Below are 22,007 nucleotides of genomic sequence, written 5' to 3'. Positions count from 1 at the left end.
CCTCCGCGGTGTGTCAGGGTAGGCCGGTGAGCGACGCACCGGGCCGGACGACCAACAGCGGCAGCCTGTGGGGCGGTCGCTTCGCGACGGGGCCCAGCCCCGAGCTGGTGGCCCTCTCGCGCAGCACGCACTTCGACTGGCGGCTCGCGCACCACGACCTGGCCGGGTCGCGGGCGCACGCCCGGGTGCTGCACGCCGCCGGCCTGCTCGACGACTCCGAGCTCGACGGCCTGCTCGGCGGGCTGGACGAGCTCGACCGGCGGGTGGCCTCGGGGGAGCTGCTGCCGCAGCCCGGCGACGAGGACGTCCACGGCGCCCTCGAGGGCGCCCTGCTCGAGGTCGTGGGGCCCGAGCTCGGCGGCAAGCTGCGCGCCGGGCGCAGCCGCAACGACCAGATCGCGACCCTGTTCAAGGTCTTCCTGCGCGACCACGCCCGCCTCGTGGCCGGCCACGTGCTCGACCTCGCCGAGGCCATCGCCGACCAGGCCGAGCGCCACCTCGGCGCCGTGATGCCGGGGCGCACCCACCTCCAGCACGCCCAGCCGGTGCTGCTGAGCCACCACCTGCTCGCCCACGCCTGGCCGCTGGCCCGCGACGTGGCCCGGCTGCGCGACTGGGACGCGCGGGTGGCCCCGGAGTCGCCCTACGGCTCGGGCGCGCTGGCCGGCTCCAGCCTGGGCCTGGACCCCGAGGCGGTCGCCCACGAGCTCGGCTTCACGGGCTCGGTCGCCAACTCCATCGACGGCACCGCCGCCCGCGACTTCGTGGCCGAGCTGGCGTTCGTGCTGGCGATGGTCGGCGTCGACGTCAGCCGGCAGGCCGAGGAGATCATCGTGTGGGCCACCCGGGAGTTCGCCTTCGTCACGCTGGACGACGGCTACTCGACCGGGTCGAGCATCATGCCGCAGAAGAAGAACCCCGACATCGCCGAGCTGGCCCGCGGCAAGTCCGGGCGGCTGATCGGCAATCTCGCCGGGCTGCTCGCGACGCTCAAGGCGCTGCCGCTGGCCTACAACCGCGACCTGCAGGAGGACAAGGAGCCGGTCTTCGACTCCGTCGACACCCTCGAGGTGCTGCTTCCCGCCTTCACCGGCCAGGTCGCGACCTTGCGCTTCGACACCGAGCGGATGGCCGAGCTCGCCCCGCAGGGCTTCAGCCTGGCCACCGACGTGGCGGAGTGGCTGGTCCGCGAGGGCGTCCCGTTCCGCGAGGCCCACGAGCTGTCCGGCGCCTGCGTGCGCCGCTGCGAGCAGCTGGGCATCGGCCTCGAGGACCTCACCGACGAGCAGTACGCCGCGATCGACCCGCGCCTGACCCCCGGGGTGCGGGCCGTGCTCACCGTCGAGGGCTCGGTCTCCTCGCGCGACGGACGGGGCGGCACCGCGCCGGTCCGGGTCGCGGAGCAGCTGGCCGAGCTGCGGGCCGTCCTGGCCGAGCACCGGGGATGGCTCGGCTGACCCCCGCGGAGCTGCTGGCGGGCCCCGTCCTGGAGGTCGCCCCGCGCCTGCTCGGAGCCCGGTTCCACCACGCGGGCGTCACGCTGCGGCTCACCGAGGTCGAGGCGTACGCCGGCCCGGACGACCCCGGCTCCCACGCGCACCGTGGCCCCACGCCCCGCACCCGGGTGATGTTCGGCCCGGCCGGGCGGCTCTACGTCTACTTCACCTACGGCATGCACCACTGCGCCAACCTGGTGTGCGGCCCCGAGGGCGAGGCGAGCGCGGTGCTGCTGCGCGCCGGCGAGGTGGTCGCCGGCCGCGACCTGGCCCGAGAGCGACGACCCGGCTCCAGCGACCGCGACCTGGCCCGGGGACCCGCCCGGTTGTGCCGGGCGCTGGCGCTCGACCTCGCCCAGGACGGCGCCGACGCGGCCGGCTGGCTGGAGCCGGCCGACCCGCCCGTCCCGCCGGAGGCCGTCGCCACCGGCCCGCGGGTGGGGCTGCGCCGTGCCGCCGACCGGCCGTGGCGCTTCTGGCTGGCGGGGGAGCCCAGCGTCTCGGCGTACCGCCCGGCCGCGGTGCGCCGCCCGGGCTGAGGCATCAGGCGGGTGACCTCGGGTACACCCGGCGTGACCGGTCGTCCCCCAGAGAGGCACACCATGTCCGCACGCGAGCACCTGCACGACGTCGTCGCCACGCTCCAGCCCGTGCTCCAGGGAGTGCCACCGGGCGACCTCGACGGACCCACGCCCTGCGACGGCTGGACGCTGCGCGACCTGGTCGGCCACGTCCTCGGCACGACCGACGCGATGCGCCGCGTCGGCGCCCACGAGCCGCTCGACCGCGACGACCCGTGGGGCTCGCGCGGCCACGAGGTGGGGGCCACGTGGCGCGACGACCTGGGCGACCGCCTGATCGCGCTGGCCGACGCGTGGAGCCAGCCCGAGGCCTGGGAGGGCGAGGCCCTCGACGGGTCGATGACCCGCGAGGAGGTCGGACGCCTGGCGTACGTCGAGGTGATGGTCCACGGGTGGGACCTCGCCCGCGCCACCGGCCAGGAGGTCGCCTACTCCGATGGGGCCGTGGCCGAGGCCGAGGCGGTCGTCGAGCAGGTCGGGGAGACGGGACGCTCGATGGGCGCCTTCGGCGAGGAGGTCCGGGTCGACGACGACGCCCCCGCGTTCGCCCGCGTGCTGGGCGCGACCGGTCGCGACCCCGGCTGGTCCGCGCGCTGAGGTCGCCGGACACCGCCGCCCGCCCCGTGGGAGGCTGGTGCCCGTCCGAGCGCGCCCGGATCCGCCCCGGCGCCCGTCCCAGCCCGAGGAGCCCCACCCCGTGAGCACCGACCCGTCCCTGCTCGACGACCTCGAGTGGCGGGGCCTGATCGCCCACGCCACCGACCGCGACGCGCTCCGCGAGGCGCTCACCGGGGGCAGCGTGCGGTTCTACGTGGGCTTCGACCCGACCGCGCCCAGCCTCCACATGGGCAACCTCGTGCAGCTGCTGACCGCGCGTCGGCTGCAGCTCGCCGGCCACACGCCGTACGCCCTGGTCGGTGGGGCCACCGGCATGATCGGCGATCCCCGCGACTCCGGCGAGCGCACGCTCAACAGCCTCGACACCGTCAAGGAGTGGGTGGGACGGGTGCGCTCGCAGATCGAGCCCTTCCTCGACTTCGAGGGCGACAACGGCGCGACGATGGTCGACAACTACGACTGGACCGCGAGCCTGTCGACGATCGACTTCCTGCGCGACATCGGCAAGCACTTCCCGGTCAACCGGATGCTGGCCCGCGACGTGGTGCGCAGCCGTCTCGAGGCCGGGATCAGCTACACCGAGTTCAGCTACGTGCTGCTGCAGTCGATGGACTTCCTCAACCTGTACCGCGACCACGGCGTGACGCTGCAGTTCGGCGGCAGCGACCAGTGGGGCAACCTCACCGGAGGCGTGGAGCTGGTCCGGCGGGCCGAGGGCGGCCACGTGCACGCGTTCGCCACGCCCCTGGTGACCAAGGCCGACGGCACCAAGTACGGCAAGACCGAGGGCGGTGCCCTGTGGCTCGACCCGACGATGCTCTCGCCGTACGCCTTCCACCAGTTCTGGCTCAACGCCGAGGACGACAAGGTCGGCGAGCTGCTGCGGATCTTCACCTTCCTCGGGCGCGAGGAGATCGAGGAGCTCGACGCCGCCACGGCCGACAAGCCGTTCCTGCGGACCGCCCAGAAGCGGCTGGCCGACGAGGTCACCACCCTGGTCCACGGCGCCCACGAGACCGAGCAGGCCAAGGCGGCGGCCGCCGCCCTGTTCGGCGGCGGCGACCTGCGCGGGCTCGACGGCGCGACGCTGTCCTCCGCGCTGCGCGAGGCCGGGGCGGCGACCGCCCCCCGCGGGACCCCCACCGTGGACCTGCTGGTGGCCTCGGGGCTGGTGAGGAGCAAGGGCGAGGCGCGCCGCACGATCGGCGAGGGCGGCGCCTACCTCAACAACGAGCGGGTCACCGACGTCGAGCACGTGCCCGACGAGGACGACCTGCTCGCCGGCACCTGGCTGGTGCTGCGCCGCGGCAAGAAGAACCTCGCCGGGGTGGAGGTCCAGGGATGACGGGCACGCACGCACGGTGGCTGGACGAGGCGCAGGAACGCGCGCGCGACGTGCTCGCGCCGGCGGTGCTGCGCTACATCGCCGAGGGGGCGCGCGAGGAGGTCACCCTGGGCGAGGCCGAGGCGGCCTGGCGCGCGGTGCGGCTGCTGCCCCGCGTGCTGCGCGACGTGCGCACCATCGACACCACCGCCGACCTGCTCGGCACGTCGTCACCGCTGCCGCTGGGGATCGCACCGATGAGCCTGCAGCGAGCCGCCCACCCCGACGGTGAGGTCGCGATGGCCCGGGCGGCCGCGGAGGTCGGCGTCCCGCTCGTGCTCTCGAGCAACGCCGGCAGCACCTTCGCCGACGTGGCTGCCACGGGCGTCACCTGGTGGATGCAGCTCTACGCCTCGCCCGACCGCGACCTGACGGCGGGCCTGCTCGAGGACGCCGTCACCCAGGGGGCGTCGGCCATCGTGCTCACGGTCGACACCCCGGTGGTAGGCACCCGCTACCCCGCCCCCGAGGGCGGCTCGGTCTGGGACGTCGCCGACCGGTCGTGGGTGGGCGTCAACGCCCGCACCCCACCGGTGGGGGTGAGTCCCAAGGACCGCGACAAGGCGATGGACCTGGTGCCCGAGGACCTGGGCCGGTTCTCCGAGATGACCGGGTTGCCGGTGGTGGCCAAGGGCGTGCTGCGCGGGGACGACGCCGCGCGGGCCGTCGATGCCGGGGCCGCCGCGGTCTGGGTGTCCAACCACGGCGGCCGCCAGCTCGACCAGGTCGCGTCGACGGCGTCGTGCCTGCCCCACGTGGTCGGCGCGGTCGCGGGGCGGGCACCGGTGTTCGTCGACGGGGGAGTGCGCAGCGGCCTGCACGCCATGGTCGCGCTCGCGCTGGGCGCCACGGGGGTCTTCGTGGGACGTCCGATGTTCTACGCGCTCGCCTCCGACGGGGTCGACGGCGTGCGCCGTGCGCTGCTCGAGCTGGGCACCGAGCTCGAGGAGTCGATGCGCCTCGCCGGCGCCGCCTCGGCGGCGGACCTGGCGGGCGTCGTGAGCGGTCCGGAGCGGCCTGACCTGCGTTAGAAGTCGCTGTGACCGGGGCCACGACGAGTCGATTTGACGGTGCTCCGGGGGGCGCCTAATGTTCTATCTCGTTGGGCCGGTGAGCGGGACGCAGGACTGAGAAGTCAGGCGGCCGGAACGGACCAGCCACCCACGCAGTGCCTCCGACGAGGCCCGGTGAGGATCCGCCTCGGTGCGGCCTCAGACGGAGCCCCACCGCGAGATCCACGCGCTGGGGCCGAGCGCAGGATCGGGTTTGACTCGATCAGTGGTGCCCGGTAAGTTTGACCCTTGTCCCACGGAGGGCCGGAAGGTTCCGATGTGGTGTGCGCTTGATCCTTGAGAACTCAACAGTGTGCCAAAAGTCGACGAATTAATTTATACCTGTCGGCCGATTGCCTGCCTTTTGGGGTGGGTGTTGGTTGATGGTTCCTTTGGTAAGAACGACGATGATTCTGGCAATTTTTTGTCAGTGGATCGTTCCTCTTGCTGGGGTTTGAATTTCTGCATTTTCAATGGAGAGTTTGATCCTGGCTCAGGACGAACGCTGGCGGCGTGCTTAACACATGCAAGTCGAGCGGTAAGGCCCTTCGGGGTACACGAGCGGCGAACGGGTGAGTAACACGTGAGCAATCTGCCCTGCACTTTGGGATAACCACCGGAAACGGTGGCTAATACCGGATATGACTGCGCCTCGCATGGGGTGTGGTGGAAAGTTCTGGCGGTGCAGGATGAGCTCGCGGCCTATCAGCTTGTTGGTGAGGTAATGGCTCACCAAGGCTTCGACGGGTAGCCGGCCTGAGAGGGTGACCGGCCACACTGGGACTGAGACACGGCCCAGACTCCTACGGGAGGCAGCAGTGGGGAATATTGGACAATGGGCGAAAGCCTGATCCAGCAACGCCGCGTGAGGGATGACGGCCTTCGGGTTGTAAACCTCTTTCAGCGCAGACGAAGCGAAAGTGACGGTATGCGCAGAAGAAGCACCGGCCAACTACGTGCCAGCAGCCGCGGTAATACGTAGGGTGCGAGCGTTGTCCGGAATTATTGGGCGTAAAGGGCTCGTAGGCGGTTTGTTGCGTCGGGAGTGAAAACTCAGGGCTTAACCCTGAGCCTGCTTCCGATACGGGCAGACTAGAGGTATGCAGGGGAGAACGGAATTCCTGGTGTAGCGGTGAAATGCGCAGATATCAGGAGGAACACCGGTGGCGAAGGCGGTTCTCTGGGCATTACCTGACGCTGAGGAGCGAAAGTGTGGGGAGCGAACAGGATTAGATACCCTGGTAGTCCACACCGTAAACGTTGGGCGCTAGGTGTGGGACTCATTCCACGAGTTCCGTGCCGCAGCTAACGCATTAAGCGCCCCGCCTGGGGAGTACGGCCGCAAGGCTAAAACTCAAAGGAATTGACGGGGGCCCGCACAAGCGGCGGAGCATGCGGATTAATTCGATGCAACGCGAAGAACCTTACCTAGGTTTGACATATACGAGAAGCCTCTGGAGACAGAGGTCTCTTTGGACACTTGTATACAGGTGGTGCATGGCTGTCGTCAGCTCGTGTCGTGAGATGTTGGGTTAAGTCCCGCAACGAGCGCAACCCTCGTCTTATGTTGCCAGCACGTCATGGTGGGGACTCATAAGAGACTGCCGGGGTCAACTCGGAGGAAGGTGGGGATGACGTCAAGTCATCATGCCCCTTATGCCTAGGGCTTCACGCATGCTACAATGGCCGGTACAAAGGGCTGCGATACCGCAAGGTGGAGCGAATCCCAAAAAGCCGGTCTCAGTTCGGATTGGGGTCTGCAACTCGACCCCATGAAGTCGGAGTCGCTAGTAATCGCAGATCAGCAACGCTGCGGTGAATACGTTCCCGGGCCTTGTACACACCGCCCGTCACGTCACGAAAGTTGGCAACACCCGAAGCCAGTGGCCCAACCGTTTACGGAGGGAGCTGTCGAAGGTGGGGCGAGCGATTGGGACGAAGTCGTAACAAGGTAGCCGTACCGGAAGGTGCGGCTGGATCACCTCCTTTCTAAGGAGCATGTAGGCACCTGCTTCGGTGGGTGTCCATCGGCGCTGTTTCGGGGACGTGTGTTCCTCGGCGGTGCCAGCTCATTAGTGGAACGTCGATTATTTGGTTGCTCTCTCGTCTGGTTGGCGGCTAGTACTGCGTCGGTGGCTTCGTGCTGCTGGTGTGTGGAACGTGGTTACTGGGTGGGGGAGTTGTCAGGCACACTGTTGGGTCCTGAGGGATCAGGCCTTGTGAGGTCATGATTCTTCTGCGGCCTTCCATCTCTTCGAACTGCTCGTGCGGTCGTCGGGGTCTCCTTCGGGGGATGCCGGTGGCGTGTGGGTCAGCGGGGGTGTAGGTGGGGGTTCCGCCCGTATGTTGAGAACTACACAGTGGACGCGAGCATCTTTGTAGCAAGACAAGCTACTAAGGGCACATGGTGGATGCCTTGGCACCAAGAGCCGATGAAGGACGTAGAAGCCTGCGATAAGCCCCGGGAAGTTGGCAATCGAGCTGTGATCCGGGGATTTCCGAATGGGGAAACCCAGCTGGAGTCATGTCCAGTTACGCCCATCTGAACACATAGGGTGGTGCGAGGGAACGCCGGGAAGTGAAACATCTCAGTACCGGCAGGAAGAGAAAACAAAAGTGATTCCGAGAGTAGTGGCGAGCGAAATCGGAAGAGGCCAAACTCACGTCGTGTGATAGCCGGCAGGCGTTGCGGCGTGAGGGTTGTGGGGCCGCCTTGTTGGTTCTGCCGAACCAGCACAGAGTAAGAAACCATCGATGAAGTGCAACTGGATTGGAAAGTCCGGCCGTAGAGGGTGATAGCCCCGTATACGTAAACCGATGGCTCTGTGGCGTTACCCCAAGTAACACGGAACCCCTGAAATTCCGTGTGAATCTGGCGGGACCACCCGTTAAGCCTAAATACTCCTTGGTGACCGATAGCGGACAAGTACCGTGAGGGAAAGGTGAAAAGTACCCCTGGCGGGGAGTGAAATAGTACCTGAAACCATGTGCCTACAATCCGTTGGAGCTGAAGTCCCCCTCGTGGGGACCAGGTGACAGCGTGCCTTTTGAAGAATGAGCCTGCGAGTTTGCGTTGTGTCGCGAGGTTAACCCGTGTGGGGAAGCCGTAGCGAAAGCGAGTCCGAATAGGGCGTCTGAGTGGCACGATCAAGACCCGAAGCGAAGTGATCTATCCATGGGCAGGTTGAAGCGCGGGTAAGACCGCGTGGAGGACCGAACCCACTTAGGTTGAAAACTGAGGGGATGACCTGTGGATAGGGGTGAAAGGCCAATCAAACTTCGTGATAGCTGGTTCTCCCCGAAATGCATTTAGGTGCAGCGTCGCGTGTTTCTTTCCGGAGGTAGAGCACTGGATGGACTAGGGGGCCCAACAGCTTACCGAATTCAACCAAACTCCGAATGCCGGGAAGTGAGAGCGCGGCAGTGAGACTGCGGGGGATAAGCTCCGTAGTCGAGAGGGAAACAGCCCAGACCATCAGCTAAGGCCCCTAAGCGGTGACTAAGTGGAAAAGGATGTGGAGTCGCAGAGACAACCAGGAGGTTGGCTTAGAAGCAGCCACCCTTGAAAGAGTGCGTAATAGCTCACTGGTCAAGTGATTCCGCGCCGACAATGTAGCGGGGCTCAAGTCATCCGCCGAAGCTATGGCATTCATGCGTTATCCCGGCCCACGTGAGTGGGTCCAGGTGTGTGGATGGGTAGGGGAGCGTCGTGTGGCGAGTGAAGCGGCGGTGTGAACCAGTCGTGGACGCCACACGAGTGAGAATGCAGGCATGAGTAGCGAATGAAGAGTGAGAAACTCTTCCGCCGAATGATCAAGGGTTCCAGGGTCAAGCTAATCTGCCCTGGGTAAGTCGGGACCTAAGGCGAGGCCGACAGGCGTAGTCGATGGACAACGGGTTGATATTCCCGTACCGGCAAAGTAGCGCCCATGACGAGGCTAGTGATGCTAAGTGCCCGAAACCACCGGGATCCTTCGGGACGATGGTGGCAGAGCGCACGACCCGATCTAGTAGTAGTCAAGCGATGGGGTGACGCAGGAAGGTAGGCCAACCACCGCGATGGTTGTCGGTGGCTAAGGGTGTAGGACGAGAGGACAGGCAAATCCGTCTCTCATGTGTCTGAGACCTGATGGGGAGTCCGTATGGACGAAGTGGCTGATCCTATGCTGTCGAGAAAAACCTCTAGCGAGCTATGCGCCGCCCGTACCCCAAACCGACTCAGGTGATCAGGTAGAGAATACTAAGGCGATCGAGTGAACCATGGTTAAGGAACTCGGCAAAATGCCCCCGTAACTTCGGGAGAAGGGGGGCCGGATCCGTTATCACACTTGCTGTGAGACGCGGTGATGGCCGCAGAGACCAGGCCCAAGCGACTGTTTACTAAAAACACAGGTCCGTGCGAAGTTGTAAGACGATGTATACGGACTGACTCCTGCCCGGTGCTGGAAGGTTAAGGGGACCTGTTAGATCGCAAGATCGAAGCGGAGAACTTAAGCCCCAGTAAACGGCGGTGGTAACTATAACCATCCTAAGGTAGCGAAATTCCTTGTCGGGTAAGTTCCGACCTGCACGAATGGAGTAACGACTTGGGCGCTGTCTCAACCGTGGACTCGGCGAAATTGCACTACGAGTAAAGATGCTCGTTACGCGCGGCAGGACGGAAAGACCCCGGGACCTTTACTATAGTTTGGTATTGGTGTTTGGTTCGACTTGTGTAGGATAGGTGGGAGACTGTGAAGCATTCACGCCAGTGAGTGTGGAGTCATCGTTGAAATACCACTCTGGTCGTATTAGATATCTAACCTAGGTCCATTATCTGGATCAGGGACAGTGCCTGATGGGTAGTTTAACTGGGGCGGTTGCCTCCTAAAATGTAACGGAGGCGCTCAAAGGTTCCCTCAGCCTGGTTGGCAATCAGGTTTCGAGTGTAAGTGCACAAGGGAGCTTGACTGTGAGAGTGACAACTCGAGCAGGGACGAAAGTCGGAACTAGTGATCCGGCGCTGGCATGTGGAAGCGGCGTCGCTCAACGGATAAAAGGTACCCCGGGGATAACAGGCTGATCTTCCCCAAGAGTCCATATCGACGGGATGGTTTGGCACCTCGATGTCGGCTCGTCGCATCCTGGGGCTGGAGTAGGTCCCAAGGGTTGGGCTGTTCGCCCATTAAAGCGGCACGCGAGCTGGGTTTAGAACGTCGTGAGACAGTTCGGTCCCTATCCGCCGCGCGCGCAGGAAACTTGAGAAAGGCTGTCCCTAGTACGAGAGGACCGGGATGGACGAACCTCTGGTGTGCCAGTTGTTCTGCCAAGGGCACGGCTGGTTAGCTACGTTCGGAAGTGATAACCGCTGAAAGCATCTAAGCGGGAAGCACGTTTCAAGATGAGGTTTCCCACCGGGTCAACCGGGTAAGGCCCCCAGTAGACGACTGGGTTGATAGGCCGGAGGTGTACAGCAGTAATGCCTAGCCGACCGGTACTAATAGGCCGAGGGCTTGTCCCTCAAAGATGTTGCGCGTCCACTGTGTGGTTCCCGAGTTACGGTCGGGAACACCGTATGAGTCCCATGTGACTGTTCTGCCCTGTTGTGGGGTGGGGTGGTGGTGTGGGGTTGGTGTCCACTGGATAACTCCATAGTGTTTCGGCGGCCATAGCGATAGGGAAATACCCGGTTCCATTCCGAACCCGGAAGTCAAGCCTTTCAGCGCCGATGGTACTGCGACCGGGAGGTCGTGGGAGAGTAGGACGTCGCCGGACAATTTTTAGTTCTGAGGGCCGCCCCATCCGTGGGGCGGCCCTTAGTCTTTTGTCCAGCCTCGAGATCAGGAGATCCCGCCGTGCCCGAAGACCGAACCCCTCGCCCGTCACGCAGCGGTGGCAGCACCCCCGGCCGAGGCGGCCAGGGCGGCGGCCGCGGTGGCTCGGACAAGCCCGGAGGGCCTCGACGTGCCGGTGGCGGCCCCGGGGACCGCAAGGGCGGGCGCACCGACGACCGCCGAGGCGGCTCCTCGGACCGCGGCAAGCGCGACTTCAGCCGGTCGCGACGCGACGGTGACCGTCGCGACGACGTCGCCCGCACCGAGGGCCAGGTCAAGTACGACGGGCCGCCGATCCCCGAGGAGATCACCGGCAAGGAGCTCGACCGCAACATCGCGGCGCAGCTCAAGTCGCTGCCCGAGAAGCTGGCCCAGCGCGTCGCCCGCCACCTGGTGGCCGCCGGCGAGCTGATCGACAGCGACCCGAAGATCGCCTACCAGCACACCCTGGCCGCTCGTGCCCGCGCCGGCCGGCTGGCCGTGGTCCGCGAGGCCGTCGGCGAGGCGGCGTACGCCGCGGGGGAGTACTCCGAGGCCCTGGCCGAGCTGAAGTCCGCCAAGCGGATGAACGGCGCCCAGGACTACGTCGCGATCATCGCCGACTGCGAGCGCGCCCTGGGGCGCCCCGACCGTGCGCTGGCCGTGGTCAAGAACGCCCCCAAGGACAAGCTGGCCCCGGCGCTGCTGGCCGAGCTGACCATCGTCGAGGCCGGCGCCCGCCGCGACCGCGGCGAGATGGACGCCGCGCTCCGCACCCTGGAGACCTCGCCGCTGCTGTCGAAGTCGCGCGAGCCGTGGGTGGCCCGGCTGCGCTACGCCTACGCCGACGCCCTGGCCGAGGCCGGGCGCGGCAACGACGCCCTCACCTGGTTCCACCGCACCGACGCCGTCGACCCCGAGCGTGCCACCGACGCCACCGAGCGGGCGCGCACCCTCGAGAAGCAGCTCGAGGACCAGGCGTGAGCCTGCTGGGATCCAGCGGGACCCCGCTCCAGGAGGCGTACGACGTCGCGGTGCTCGACCTCGACGGCGTGGTCTACCGGGGCCGCGACGCCGTGCCCGGTGCCCCGGAGGCGCTCAACGCCGCGCAGGCGCAGGGCATGCACCTGGCCTTCGTCACCAACAACGCCTCGCGTCCCCCGTCGACGGTCGGTGACCACCTGCGCTCGCTGGGCGTGGAGGCCAGCGACGACGACGTGGTGAACAGCGCGCAGGCAGCGGCCCGGCTGGCCTCCCAGCAGCTCGACCAGGGCGCGAAGGTGTTCCTCGTCGGCGGGCAGGGCCTCGACGAGGCGCTGCGCGAGCGCGGTCTGGTGCCGGTGTCCTCCGTGGACGAGGAGCCGGTGGCCGTCGTGCAGGGCTACGGCCCGGACCTGGCCTGGAAGCAGATCATGGCCGGCGCGACGCTGGTGGCCGACGGCCTCCCGTGGATCGCCAGCAACACCGACATGACCATCCCGACCGCGTCAGGGGCGGCGCCCGGCAACGGGGCGCTGGTGAAGCTGATCGCCGACTTCGCCGCTCGCGAGCCCCAGGTGGCGGGCAAGCCGCAGCCGCCGCTGTTCGAGGAGACGCTGGCGCGGGTGGGTGGCGAGCACCCGCTGGTCGTGGGCGACCGCCTCGACACCGACATCGAGGGCGCGGTCACCATGGGCTGGGACAGCCTGCTGGTGCTGACCGGCGTCACCGGGCTCGAGGAGCTCGTCGCGGCGGGTCCCGAGTGCCGACCGACGTACGTCGCGCCCGACCTGGCCGCGCTCGCCGCGCCACAGCCCGCTCCCGAGGTGCCCGAGGACGGCACCGCCACGCTGGGCGGCTGGTCGGCGCGCGTGGAGGAGGGGACGCTCCGGGTCAGCGGGGACGGCGAGCCGGCCGACTGGTGGCGGGTCGTCGCGGAGGTGTCCTGGCGCCACCTGGACGAGCACGGCGGGCCTGTCGCCACCGACGGCGTCGACCTGCCCGGGTAGCCTCGCGCGCATGAGCGACCCGACGCAGGCTCCTGTCTCACCGGTCCCGACGCCCGCGGCCTTCGCGGCGCGACCCGTCGCTCCCCGCGGTGGGGACGCCGAGGCCGAGGTCGAGCGGGTGCTGGCGACCCTGCAGCAGCTGGACGAGGCGCCGGTGTCCGAGCACGTCGTGGTCTTCGAGCAGGCGCACGAGTCGCTGCGCCGGGTGCTCTCCGGCGAGAGCGCCGCGCGCGGCTGAGCCGTGCCACCGCGACGGCTGCGCCTGGACGCCGAGCTGGTCCGTCGGGGGCTGGCCCGGTCGCGCGAGCACGCCTCGGTGCTGATCGCCGCCGGGCGGGTCAGCGTCAACAAGGCGGTCGCGACCAAGCCCGCCACCGGTGTCACCACCGACGCCGACCTCGTCGTGCGCGAGGACCCCGACCGGCCGGAGTACGCCAGCCGGGGCGGTCACAAGCTCGCGGGTGCCCTGGAGGCCTTCGCCCCGCTGGGCCTGCAGGTCGCGGGCCGTCGCGCGCTCGACGCCGGTGCCTCCACCGGCGGCTTCACCGACGTCCTGCTCCGGGCCGGGGTCCGTGAGGTGGTGGCCGTCGACGTGGGCTACGGCCAGCTGGTGTGGGCTCTGCAGAACGACCCACGGGTGGTGGTGCGTGACCGGACCAACGTGCGCGAGCTCGACCTCGGGCTGACCGAGGGACCCGTCGACCTGGTGGTCGGCGACCTGTCGTTCATCTCGCTCACGCTGGTGCTGGACGCCCTGATCGGCGTCACGGACCCCGACGGCGACCTGGCCCTCATGGTCAAGCCGCAGTTCGAGGTCGGGAAGTCGCGGCTCGGCAAGGGAGGCGTGGTGCGCGACCCCGCCCTGCGGGCCGAGACGGTGCTGACCGTGGCGCACGAGGCCGCCCGGCGGGGCTGGGGCCTGCGGGCCGTCGCCACCAGCCCGCTCCCGGGCCCCTCGGGCAACGTCGAGTTCTTCGTCTGGCTGCGCCGCGGCGAGCCGGCCCTGGACGACGAGCAGGTGGTCGACGCGGTCGTGGGCGACCCGGGTGCGTCGGTGCCGGGTGAGAGGGTGGACGAGTGACCCTCCCCGAGCCCGACCACCACCGCGGTCCCGCCCTCGGTGGCCCGCGCCGGATCCTGCTGCTCTCCCACACCGGCCGCGAGGAGGCCCGTGCCGTCACCCGGGCGGTGGTGAGCTCGCTGCTGGGCCACGGCCTGGTGGTGCGGATGCTCGAGGACGAGGCCAAGGAGGCCGAGCTCCCCGCGGACGTGGCGGTCGAGACCGTGACCCTCGACGAGGTCCGGGCCGAGGAGTGCGAGCTGGCCCTGGTCATCGGCGGCGACGGCACCATCCTGCGCGCCTGCGAGCTGACCCACGGGACCGCGACGCCCTTGCTGGGCGTCAACCTCGGACACGTGGGCTTCCTCGCCGAGGCGGAGAGCGAGGAGGTGGAGTCCATGATCGAGCGGGTCGTGGAGCGCCGCTACACCAGCGACGAGCGGATGACGCTCGACGTCTCGGTCTACCGCGACAAGGAGCTCATCGCCTCCACCTGGGCCCTCAACGAGGCCAGCGTCGAGAAGGCCGCCCGATCGCGGATGCTCGAGGTCGTGGTGGAGGTCGACGGCCGGCCGCTCAGCCGGTTCGGCTGCGACGGGATCGTGTGCGCGACGCCGACCGGCTCCACGGCGTACAACTTCAGCGCGGGGGGTCCCGTGGTGTGGCCCGAGGTCGAGGCCCTGCTCATGGTGCCGATCAGTGCGCACGCGCTGTTCTCGCGTCCGGTGGTGGTCGCGCCCTCCTCGGTCCTGGCCGTCGAGGTGCTGGCCCAGACGGCGGGTGCGGGCGTGCTGTGGTGCGACGGCCGCCGCACGGTCGACCTGCCCCCGGGTGCCCGCATCGAGGTGCGCCGCGGCGCCTCGCCGGTGCGCCTGGCCCGGCTCCACGAGGCGCCCTTCACCGATCGTCTCGTGGCCAAGTTCGGCCTGCCCGTCGAGGGCTGGCGAGGCGCCGCCGAGCGCAGGCGCCGCCAGCACGACGCCGACGTCGCCGACGTCGCTGCGGCGCACGACGCGGCCGACGCAACCGCCGGGTCCGCCTCGGGCGCCGCCGGTGCTGCTGTCCGGGCGAGCGACGGCGACCGGCCGTGATCGAGGAGATCCGGATCAGCTCGCTCGGCGTCATCGACGAGTCGGTGCTCGAGCTCGGCCCCGGCCTGAGCGTCATCACCGGTGAGACCGGCGCCGGCAAGACCATGCTGGTGACGGCCCTCGGGCTGCTGCTGGGCGGCCGCGCCGACAGCGGCTCGGTCCGCACCGGCTCGCGCGCCGCCCGGGTCGAGGGAGTCGTGCGGGCGGGACCCGAGGTGGCCGCCGTGACCGACGAGCACGGCGGCGAGGTCGAGGACGGCACGGTGCTGCTGGCCCGCCAGGTCTCCGCCGAGGGCCGTTCGCGCGCCTTCCTGGGCGGGGTCTCGGTGCCGGCCTCGGCGCTGGGGCGCGTGGGGTCGCTGCTGGTCGCCGTGCACGGCCAGTCCGACCAGCACCGGCTGCTGCGGCCCGAGGCGCAGCGCGACGCGCTCGACGACTACGCCGGCGCGCCGCTGGACGCGCTGCTCGCGCCCTACCGCGAGCACCACGCCCGGCTGCTGGCCGTGGAGGCCGAGCTGCGCGAGGTGCTCGGCTCGGCCCGGGAGCGTGCTCGCGAGGCCGACGTGCTGCGCCTGGGACTCGACGAGATCGAGGCCGTGGGTCCGGCGCCGGGGGAGGAGGTCACCCTGGCCGCCGACGAGACCCGGCTCGGCTTCGCCGACACCCTGCAGGCCGCCGCGGAGACCGCGCGCGAGGCGCTCTCCTCCGACCAGGACGCCCCCGACGCGCTCGGCACCGTCAGCGCGGCCCGACGGGCGCTGGAGAGCGTGCGCGAGCTCGACCCGGACGCCGCCGCGCTGGCCGACCGGGTCGCCGAGGTCAGCTACCTGCTCGCCGACGTCGCTGCCGACGTCGCGGGCTACTCCAGCGCGGTCGAGACCGACCCGGCCCGGCTGGCCGCGGTCTCGGAGCGCCGGGCCGCGCTGTCCTCGCTGACCCGCAAGTACGGCGAGACCGCCGAGGAGGTCCTCGCCTGGGCGGCCGAGGCCTCGCAGCGGCTGCTGCTCCTCGACGGCTCCGACGACCGGGTCGAGGAGCTGCGTGCCGAGCGGGCCGACCTGCGGACCCGGTTGGCCGAGGAGGCAGCGGGTCTGAGCGCGCTGCGGCGCGACGCCGCGACCCGCCTGGCCGCCTCCGTCACCGCCGAGCTGGACGCCCTGTCGATGCCGCACGCGCGCTTCGAGGTCGCCCTCGACCGGACCCCCGACGAGCGCGGCCTCGTCCTCGACGGCACCGGGTGGCGCTTCGGCCCCGCCGGCGTCGACGACGTCGAGCTGCTGCTCGCCGCCAACACCGGGTCGGAGCCCCGGCCGCTCACCCGTGGCGCCTCGGGCGGCGAGCTCTCCCGCGTGATGCTCGCCATCGAGGTCTCGCTCGCCGACACCCGCCCGGTGCCGACCTTCGTCTTCGACGAGGTGGACGCGGGCGTGGGCGGCAAGGCGGCCGTGGAGATCGGCCGCCGGCTGGCCGCGCTGGCCCGGCGCTCCCAGGTGCTGGTGGTGACCCACCTGCCGCAGGTCGCGGCGTTCGCAGACCGCCACGTCGTGGTCCGCAAGAGCAGCGACGGCAGCGTCACGACCTCCGGCCTCGAGGTGCTCGACGACTCCAGCCGGGTGCGCGAGCTGTCGCGGATGCTCGCCGGCCTGGAGTCCTCGGACACCGCGATGGCCCACGCGCAGGAGCTGCTCGACGTCGCGCAGGCCTCCCGGGGCTGAGCGGGTCCGAGCGGGTCCGGACGGGCCCGGTGCGCCCGAGCGGGTCTCGGTGCGAGCCGATGGCCACGAACCCGTCCCGGCCTTGATAGGGTCGAACCCCGTGGACAGTCGCACACTTCGAGCCCACGGGGAGCCCTCTTGGTAGCCAGGCAGCAGACCAAGCACGTCTTCGTCACCGGCGGCGTCGCGTCGTCCCTCGGCAAGGGCCTGACCGCCTCCAGCCTGGGACGTCTGCTCCGGTCGCGGGGGATGTCGGTCACGATGCAGAAGCTCGACCCGTACCTCAACGTGGACCCGGGCACGATGAACCCGTTCCAGCACGGTGAGGTCTTCGTCACCAACGACGGCGCGGAGACCGACCTCGACATCGGTCACTACGAGCGCTTCCTCGACACCGACCTCAACCAGATCGCCAACGTGACGACCGGTCAGGTCTACAGCTCGGTCATCGCCAAGGAGCGCCGCGGCGACTACCTCGGCGACACCGTGCAGGTGATCCCGCACATCACCAACGAGATCAAGGACCGCGTCCTGGCCATGGGCGGCGACGACATCGACGTCGTCATCACCGAGGTCGGCGGCACCGTGGGCGACATCGAGTCGCTGCCCTTCCTCGAGGCCGCGCGCCAGGTGCGCCACGAGATCGGCCGCGACAACGTCTTCTTCCTGCACGTCTCGCTGGTCCCGTGGATCGGGCCCTCGGGCGAGCTCAAGACCAAGCCGACCCAGCACTCCGTGGCCGCGCTGCGCTCCATCGGCATCCAGCCCGACGCGATCGTGTGCCGGGCCGACCGGGAGATCCCCGCGTCGGTCAAGCGCAAGATCTCGCTGATGTGCGACGTCGACGAGGAGGCCGTGGTGACCGCGGCCGACGCACCCTCGATCTACGACATCCCCAAGGTGCTGCACCGCGAGGGCCTCGACGCCTACCTGGTCCGCCGCCTCAACCTGCCCTTCCGCGACGTCGACTGGACGCTGTGGGACGACCTGCTGCGCCGGGTCCACCACCCCAACGAGGAGGTGACCATCGGTCTGGTCGGCAAGTACGTCGACCTGCCCGACGCCTACCTCTCGGTCGTCGAGGCGCTGCGCGCCGGTGGCTTCGCCCACGAGGCCAAGGTCACCATCGAGTGGATCCCCTCCGACGAGTGCGCCACCCCGGAGGGGGCCGCCCGGGCGCTCGCCGAGCTCGACGCCATCTGCGTGCCCGGCGGCTTCGGCATCCGCGGCATCGAGGGCAAGCTCGGCGCCCTGACGTACGCCCGGACCCACAAGGTGCCCACGCTCGGGCTCTGCCTGGGCCTGCAGTGCATGGTCATCGAGTACGCCCGCAGCGTCGCCGGCCTCACCGGGGCCGCGTCGAGCGAGTTCGACCCGCAGGTCAGCGAGCCGGTCATCGCCACGATGGCCGAGCAGCACGCCTTCGTCGACGGCGCCGGCGACCTCGGCGGCACCATGCGGCTGGGCCTCTACCCGGCCGACCTGCGCGAGGGCAGCGTGGTGCGGGCGGCGTACGGCGAGGCGCGCGTCGAAGAGCGCCACCGCCACCGCTACGAGGTCAACAACTCCTACCGCGACCAGCTCGAGGACGCCGGCCTGGTCTTCTCCGGCACCTCCCCGGACGCCACGCTGGTGGAGTTCGTCGAGCTGCCCGCCGAGGTGCACCCGTTCTACGTCTCGACGCAGGCCCACCCCGAGCTCAAGTCGCGTCCGACGCGGCCGCACCCGCTGTTCGCCGGCCTCGTCGGCGCGGCCATCCAGCGCCAGCGCGAGCTGCTCATCCCGATCGACGAGAGCGCGCTGCGTCGCCGCTGGGTGCCCGACGCGACCGACTCGCCGGCGCAGCCGGTCGAGGCCTAGGTGGCGCGCGTCGAGGGCATCGACGACGAGTTCCTGTCGTGGCCGGTGGTGGAGTCCCGTGACCTCCACCGCGACGCCTGGGTGGTGGCCCTGCGCGAGGACAGCGTGCAGCGGCCCGGTCACCCCGAGGAGGTGCTGCGCCGCCTGGTGATCGAGCACCCGGGGGCCGCGCTCGTGCTGGCCGTCGACGACCAGGAGCGGGCCTGCTGCATCCGGCAGTACCGCCACGCCGCCGGCGGCGTCTTCACCGAGCTCCCGGCCGGCATCTGCGACGTCGAGGGCGAGGACCCCCAGGTCACCGCCGAGCGCGAGCTGCGCGAGGAGGTCGAGCTGCAGGCCGAGCGCTGGCGCCACCTGCTCACCCTCAACCCCTCGGCCGGCATCACCACCGAGCTGCACCACATCTACCTCGCCACCGGCCTGTCGTACGCCGACCGCGGCGACTTCGAGCTGCACGGCGAGGAGGCGGAGCTGGAGACCGTCTGGGTCCCCGTCGACGAGCTCATCGACGCCGTCCTCGAGGGCCGGATCGCCGAGTCGCCGATGGCGGCCGCCGTCCTGGCGTACGACGCGCTGCGGCGCCGCGGGCGGCTCTGAGGCCGGCGACCCCCGAGGGACGACCACCCGGCGGGCGGGGCAGGGCCGTCGTGATGGGGTGGGGCCATGAGCACCCGTGCCCGTGTGGCCGACCTGCTGCGCGACCACCCCGTCCTCGACGGCCACAACGACCTGCTGTGGGCCGCCCGCGAGCTGGTCGGCTACGACTTCGACCGCCTCGAGCTGACCGACTCCGCGGCGTGCCGCGGGATCGGCACCCACACGGACCTGCCGCGGCTGCGCCAGGGCGGCGTCGGCGCCCAGTTCTGGTCGGTGTTCGTGCCGGCGACCCTGGCCGGTGACGCCGCCGTGGTGGCGACGCTCGAGCAGGTCGACGCCGCGCACACCATGATCGGGCGGTACGCCGACGCGCTGGCCCTCGCGACCACGGTCGAGGACGTCGAGCGGGCCTGGCGGTCGGGCCGGGTGGCGAGCCTGATGGGCGCCGAGGGCGGCCACCAGATCGGCGGGTCGCTCGGGACGCTGCGGATGCTGCACCGGCTGGGTGTGCGCTACCTGACGCTGACCCACAACGACAACGTGCCGTGGGCCGACTCGGCGACCGACGAGCCGGTGCTGGGCGGGCTGTCGGACCTCGGTCGCGAGGTGGTCGCCGAGATGAACCGGATCGGGGTGCTGGTCGACCTCAGCCACACCTCGGCCGACACCATGCGCGACGCCCTCGACACCACCACGCAGCCGGTCGTGTTCAGCCACTCCTCGGCCCGGGCGGTGACCGACCACCCGCGCAACGTGCCCGACGACGTGCTGGGCCGGCTGTCCGGCAACGGCGGGCTGTGCATGGTCACCTTCGTGCCGCACTTCGTGAACCAGGGCGTCCGCGACTGGGACGCGGAGATGCAGGAGGCGCTGGCGCCGCACGGCTACGCGGCGTACTCCCCGGAGGAGGAGGCGCTCGAGTCCCGCTGGGCCGAGGAGCACCCGCCGCCGCGGGCGAGCGTCGCCGACGTCGTGGCCCACCTCGAGCACGTCCGCGAGGTCGCCGGGATCGAGCACGTGGGCCTGGGGGGCGACTACGACGGCGTCGGGATGCTGCCCGACGGGCTGGAGGACGTCACGGGCTACCCGGTGCTGCTGGAGGCGCTGGCCGAGCGCGGCTGGAGCGACTCCGACCTCGCCGCGCTCACCAGCCGCAACGTGCTGCGCGTGATGCACGACGCGGGGCTGACCGACGCGGGGGAGGGCCGGGCCTAGACTCGGCCCCACCAGCGAGGAGGCGACGTGCGCGGCGACGGGACGAGCAGGGGTTCGACGCGTGGCTGAGGTCGTTCCCGGGGCCCTCGCGGGATCGGTCGCCACGGGGCCCAACGCCGTCGTGCGGGCCGTGCGCACCTACCTCGACCACCTGGTCGTCGAGCGCGGCCTGGCCCCCAACTCGGTCAGCTCCTACCGCCGCGACCTGCGACGCTACCTCGACCACCTCGACCGGCTCGGCATCAGCTCGCTCGACGCCGTCAGCGAGCAGACCATCAGCGGGTTCCTCATGGCGCTGCGCGAGGGCGACCGCGACCACCAGCCGCTGAGCGCGAGCTCGGCGGGGCGCACGGTGGTGGCGGTCCGCGGCTTCCACAAGTTCGCCCTCGCCGACGGACTGGCCACGAGCGACCCGTCGGCCGGCGTACGACCCCCGCCGCCGGCGAAGCGGCTGCCGAAGGCGATCTCGCTGGGCGACGTCGAGCGCATCCTGGACGCGGCCGGATCGGCCGGGACCGCGCTGGCGCTGCGCGACCGGGCGCTGCTGGAGGTGCTCTACGGCACCGGCGCCCGGATCTCCGAGGCCGTCGGCCTCGACGTCGACGACCTCGAGCTGGAGTCGGACGACCCCGCGGCGCACACGGTGCTGCTGCGCGGCAAGGGCTCGAAGGAGCGGGTGGTGCCGGTCGGCAGCTACGCCCGCGAGGCGGTGCGCGCCTACCTGGTCCGCGGCCGACCGGACCTGCTGGCCGCGACGGCGAGCGGGGGCCGGGGCGCGCCCGCCGAGAAGGCCGGCGCGATGTTCCTCAACGCCCGCGGCGGCCGGCTCTCGCGGCAGAGCGCCTGGGCCGTGATCGTGCGCGCCGCCGAGCGCGCCGGCGTGAGCGCCGAGGTCTCGCCCCACACCCTGCGGCACTCGTTCGCGACCCACCTGCTCGAGGGCGGCGCCGACGTCCGCGTCGTCCAGGAGCTCCTCGGCCACGCCTCGGTGACCACCACCCAGGTCTACACGCTCGTCACCGTCGACAGCCTGCGCGAGGTGTACGCCGCCTCGCACCCCCGGGCGCAGGGATAGCCCGGCGGTCCGGCCTGGTGGGTCGGACGTGGTGGGTCGTTGGTGGGTCGGTGGGTGCTCCGGTGGCCCCGATCGCCGCGTGGGCTCCCCGTGGCCGACCACACCGACGGACGGCTCGCGGGCTCGGGCACGTCGAACCGCGATCGGCTCGGCGTCATGCGAGCTGGCTGCTGGGGCGACCGCCTCGTACGACGCCCCGCGGGAGGTCGTGCGGACGGGGCGCCGGGGCGACCACCTCGCATGACGCCCCGGGGCCCCACCGGCCGACCCACCCTGCGACCCACCCGCCGACCCACCCCCCGGAGAGCCCCGGCCGTCCACAGGCGCGTCCACAGGTCTGACATCAGTTGTGGGTCCACGGCGCGGCGCTCCCCACAACCGGAAGGCCACAAGTCGACAATGTTGTGGACGACGTCGGTCTGGCTTGTGGCCCCTCGGAGGGGTGCATACAGTCGCCCGGCGGCTTGGCGGAAGTCGACATCG

General features: G+C 70.0%; 15 protein-coding genes and 3 rRNA genes. All 18 read left to right on the top strand.

The genetic code is table 11. From position 1 onward, the window contains the following. The first annotated feature begins 26 nt into the window (after positions 1–26). Positions 27–1,457 carry an argininosuccinate lyase gene (argH, locus tag BLU55_RS05800; protein ID WP_091727139.1) on the top strand — a complete coding sequence of 477 codons (1,431 nt, stop codon included), beginning with the start codon at positions 27–29 and terminating at the stop codon, positions 1,455–1,457. Further along, entirely contained in the window at positions 1,445–2,035 is a 591-nt protein-coding gene (locus BLU55_RS05795; protein ID WP_091727136.1) for a DNA-3-methyladenine glycosylase, read from the top strand. Before argH ends, BLU55_RS05795 begins: the two co-directional genes overlap by 13 nt. Positions 2,036–2,098: 63 nt before the next feature. Then, entirely contained in the window at positions 2,099–2,674 is a 576-nt protein-coding gene (locus tag BLU55_RS05790) for a TIGR03086 family metal-binding protein (RefSeq protein WP_091727134.1), read from the top strand. A 100-nt stretch (positions 2,675–2,774) separates the two neighbouring features. Beyond that, on the top strand, positions 2,775–4,040 hold the full coding sequence (tyrS, locus tag BLU55_RS05785; RefSeq protein WP_091727131.1) for a tyrosine--tRNA ligase: 1,266 nt from the start codon (positions 2,775–2,777) through the stop codon (positions 4,038–4,040). Then, the gene (locus BLU55_RS05780; RefSeq protein WP_091727127.1) at positions 4,037–5,110 is read left to right on the top strand and encodes an alpha-hydroxy acid oxidase; all 1,074 of its coding nucleotides are present in this window, start codon (positions 4,037–4,039) and stop codon (positions 5,108–5,110) included. The genes tyrS and BLU55_RS05780 overlap by 4 nt, the downstream gene beginning before the upstream one ends. 491 nt (positions 5,111–5,601) lie before the next feature. Further along, positions 5,602–7,120, top strand: a 16S ribosomal RNA gene (locus BLU55_RS05775). Positions 7,121–7,515: 395 nt separating this feature from the next. Then, positions 7,516–10,631 (top strand): 23S ribosomal RNA (locus BLU55_RS05770). A 137-nt stretch (positions 10,632–10,768) separates the two neighbouring features. After that, positions 10,769–10,885 (top strand): 5S ribosomal RNA (gene rrf, locus BLU55_RS05765). The 16S, 23S and 5S rRNA genes sit together here, the layout of an rRNA operon. Positions 10,886–10,965: 80 nt before the next feature. Continuing rightward, positions 10,966–11,907: a tetratricopeptide repeat protein gene (locus BLU55_RS05760; protein WP_091727125.1), complete on the top strand. Its 942-nt coding sequence runs from the start codon at positions 10,966–10,968 to the stop codon at positions 11,905–11,907. Next, a complete protein-coding gene (locus BLU55_RS05755; protein ID WP_231917062.1) occupies positions 11,904–12,911 on the top strand; it encodes an HAD-IIA family hydrolase in 1,008 nt (335 codons plus the stop codon). Before BLU55_RS05760 ends, BLU55_RS05755 begins: the two co-directional genes overlap by 4 nt. Positions 12,912–12,921: 10 nt before the next feature. Then, positions 12,922–13,149 (top strand): hypothetical protein, encoded by a 228-nt coding sequence (locus tag BLU55_RS05750; protein ID WP_091727123.1) that lies wholly within the window; start codon positions 12,922–12,924, stop codon positions 13,147–13,149. A 3-nt stretch (positions 13,150–13,152) separates the two neighbouring features. Further along, positions 13,153–13,992 carry a TlyA family RNA methyltransferase gene (locus BLU55_RS05745; protein WP_091727122.1) on the top strand — a complete coding sequence of 280 codons (840 nt, stop codon included), beginning with the start codon at positions 13,153–13,155 and terminating at the stop codon, positions 13,990–13,992. Further along, positions 13,989–15,062, top strand: a complete 1,074-nt coding sequence (locus tag BLU55_RS05740) for an NAD kinase (protein ID WP_197681112.1) — start codon at positions 13,989–13,991, stop codon at positions 15,060–15,062. The genes BLU55_RS05745 and BLU55_RS05740 overlap by 4 nt, the downstream gene beginning before the upstream one ends. Continuing rightward, positions 15,059–16,777: a DNA repair protein RecN gene (gene recN / locus BLU55_RS05735; protein ID WP_091727120.1), complete on the top strand. Its 1,719-nt coding sequence runs from the start codon at positions 15,059–15,061 to the stop codon at positions 16,775–16,777. Before BLU55_RS05740 ends, recN begins: the two co-directional genes overlap by 4 nt. 138 nt (positions 16,778–16,915) lie before the next feature. Further along, positions 16,916–18,637, top strand: a complete 1,722-nt coding sequence (locus BLU55_RS05730) for a CTP synthase (protein ID WP_091727118.1) — start codon at positions 16,916–16,918, stop codon at positions 18,635–18,637. Then, positions 18,638–19,234, top strand: coding sequence for an NUDIX domain-containing protein (locus BLU55_RS05725; protein WP_091727116.1), 597 nt, complete (start codon positions 18,638–18,640; stop codon positions 19,232–19,234). Between the two features lie 66 nt (positions 19,235–19,300). Beyond that, on the top strand, positions 19,301–20,449 hold the full coding sequence (locus tag BLU55_RS05720; RefSeq protein ID WP_091727114.1) for a dipeptidase: 1,149 nt from the start codon (positions 19,301–19,303) through the stop codon (positions 20,447–20,449). A gap of 130 nt (positions 20,450–20,579) precedes the next feature. After that, positions 20,580–21,524 carry a site-specific tyrosine recombinase XerD gene (locus BLU55_RS05715; protein WP_091733483.1) on the top strand — a complete coding sequence of 315 codons (945 nt, stop codon included), beginning with the start codon at positions 20,580–20,582 and terminating at the stop codon, positions 21,522–21,524. Positions 21,525–22,007: the final 483 nt, after the last annotated feature.

It is taken from the genome of Nocardioides scoriae (assembly GCF_900104965.1).
Lineage (GTDB): Bacteria > Actinomycetota > Actinomycetes > Propionibacteriales > Nocardioidaceae > Marmoricola > Marmoricola scoriae.
The sequence above is the reverse complement of the archived record's forward strand: the minus strand, read 5'-3'. Positions and strand labels throughout refer to the sequence as shown.

Excerpts from the sequence above, each read along its gene's own strand:
- BLU55_RS05795 (WP_091727136.1), top strand. The coding sequence starts at position 1,445 with ATGGCTCGGCTGACCCCCGCGGAGCTGCTGGCGGGCCCCGTCCTGGAG.
- BLU55_RS05790 (WP_091727134.1), top strand. The coding sequence starts at position 2,099 with ATGTCCGCACGCGAGCACCTGCACGACGTCGTCGCCACGCTCCAGCCC.
- BLU55_RS05780 (WP_091727127.1), top strand. The coding sequence starts at position 4,037 with ATGACGGGCACGCACGCACGGTGGCTGGACGAGGCGCAGGAACGCGCG.
- BLU55_RS05750 (WP_091727123.1), top strand. The coding sequence starts at position 12,922 with ATGAGCGACCCGACGCAGGCTCCTGTCTCACCGGTCCCGACGCCCGCG.
- BLU55_RS05720 (WP_091727114.1), top strand. The coding sequence starts at position 19,301 with ATGAGCACCCGTGCCCGTGTGGCCGACCTGCTGCGCGACCACCCCGTC.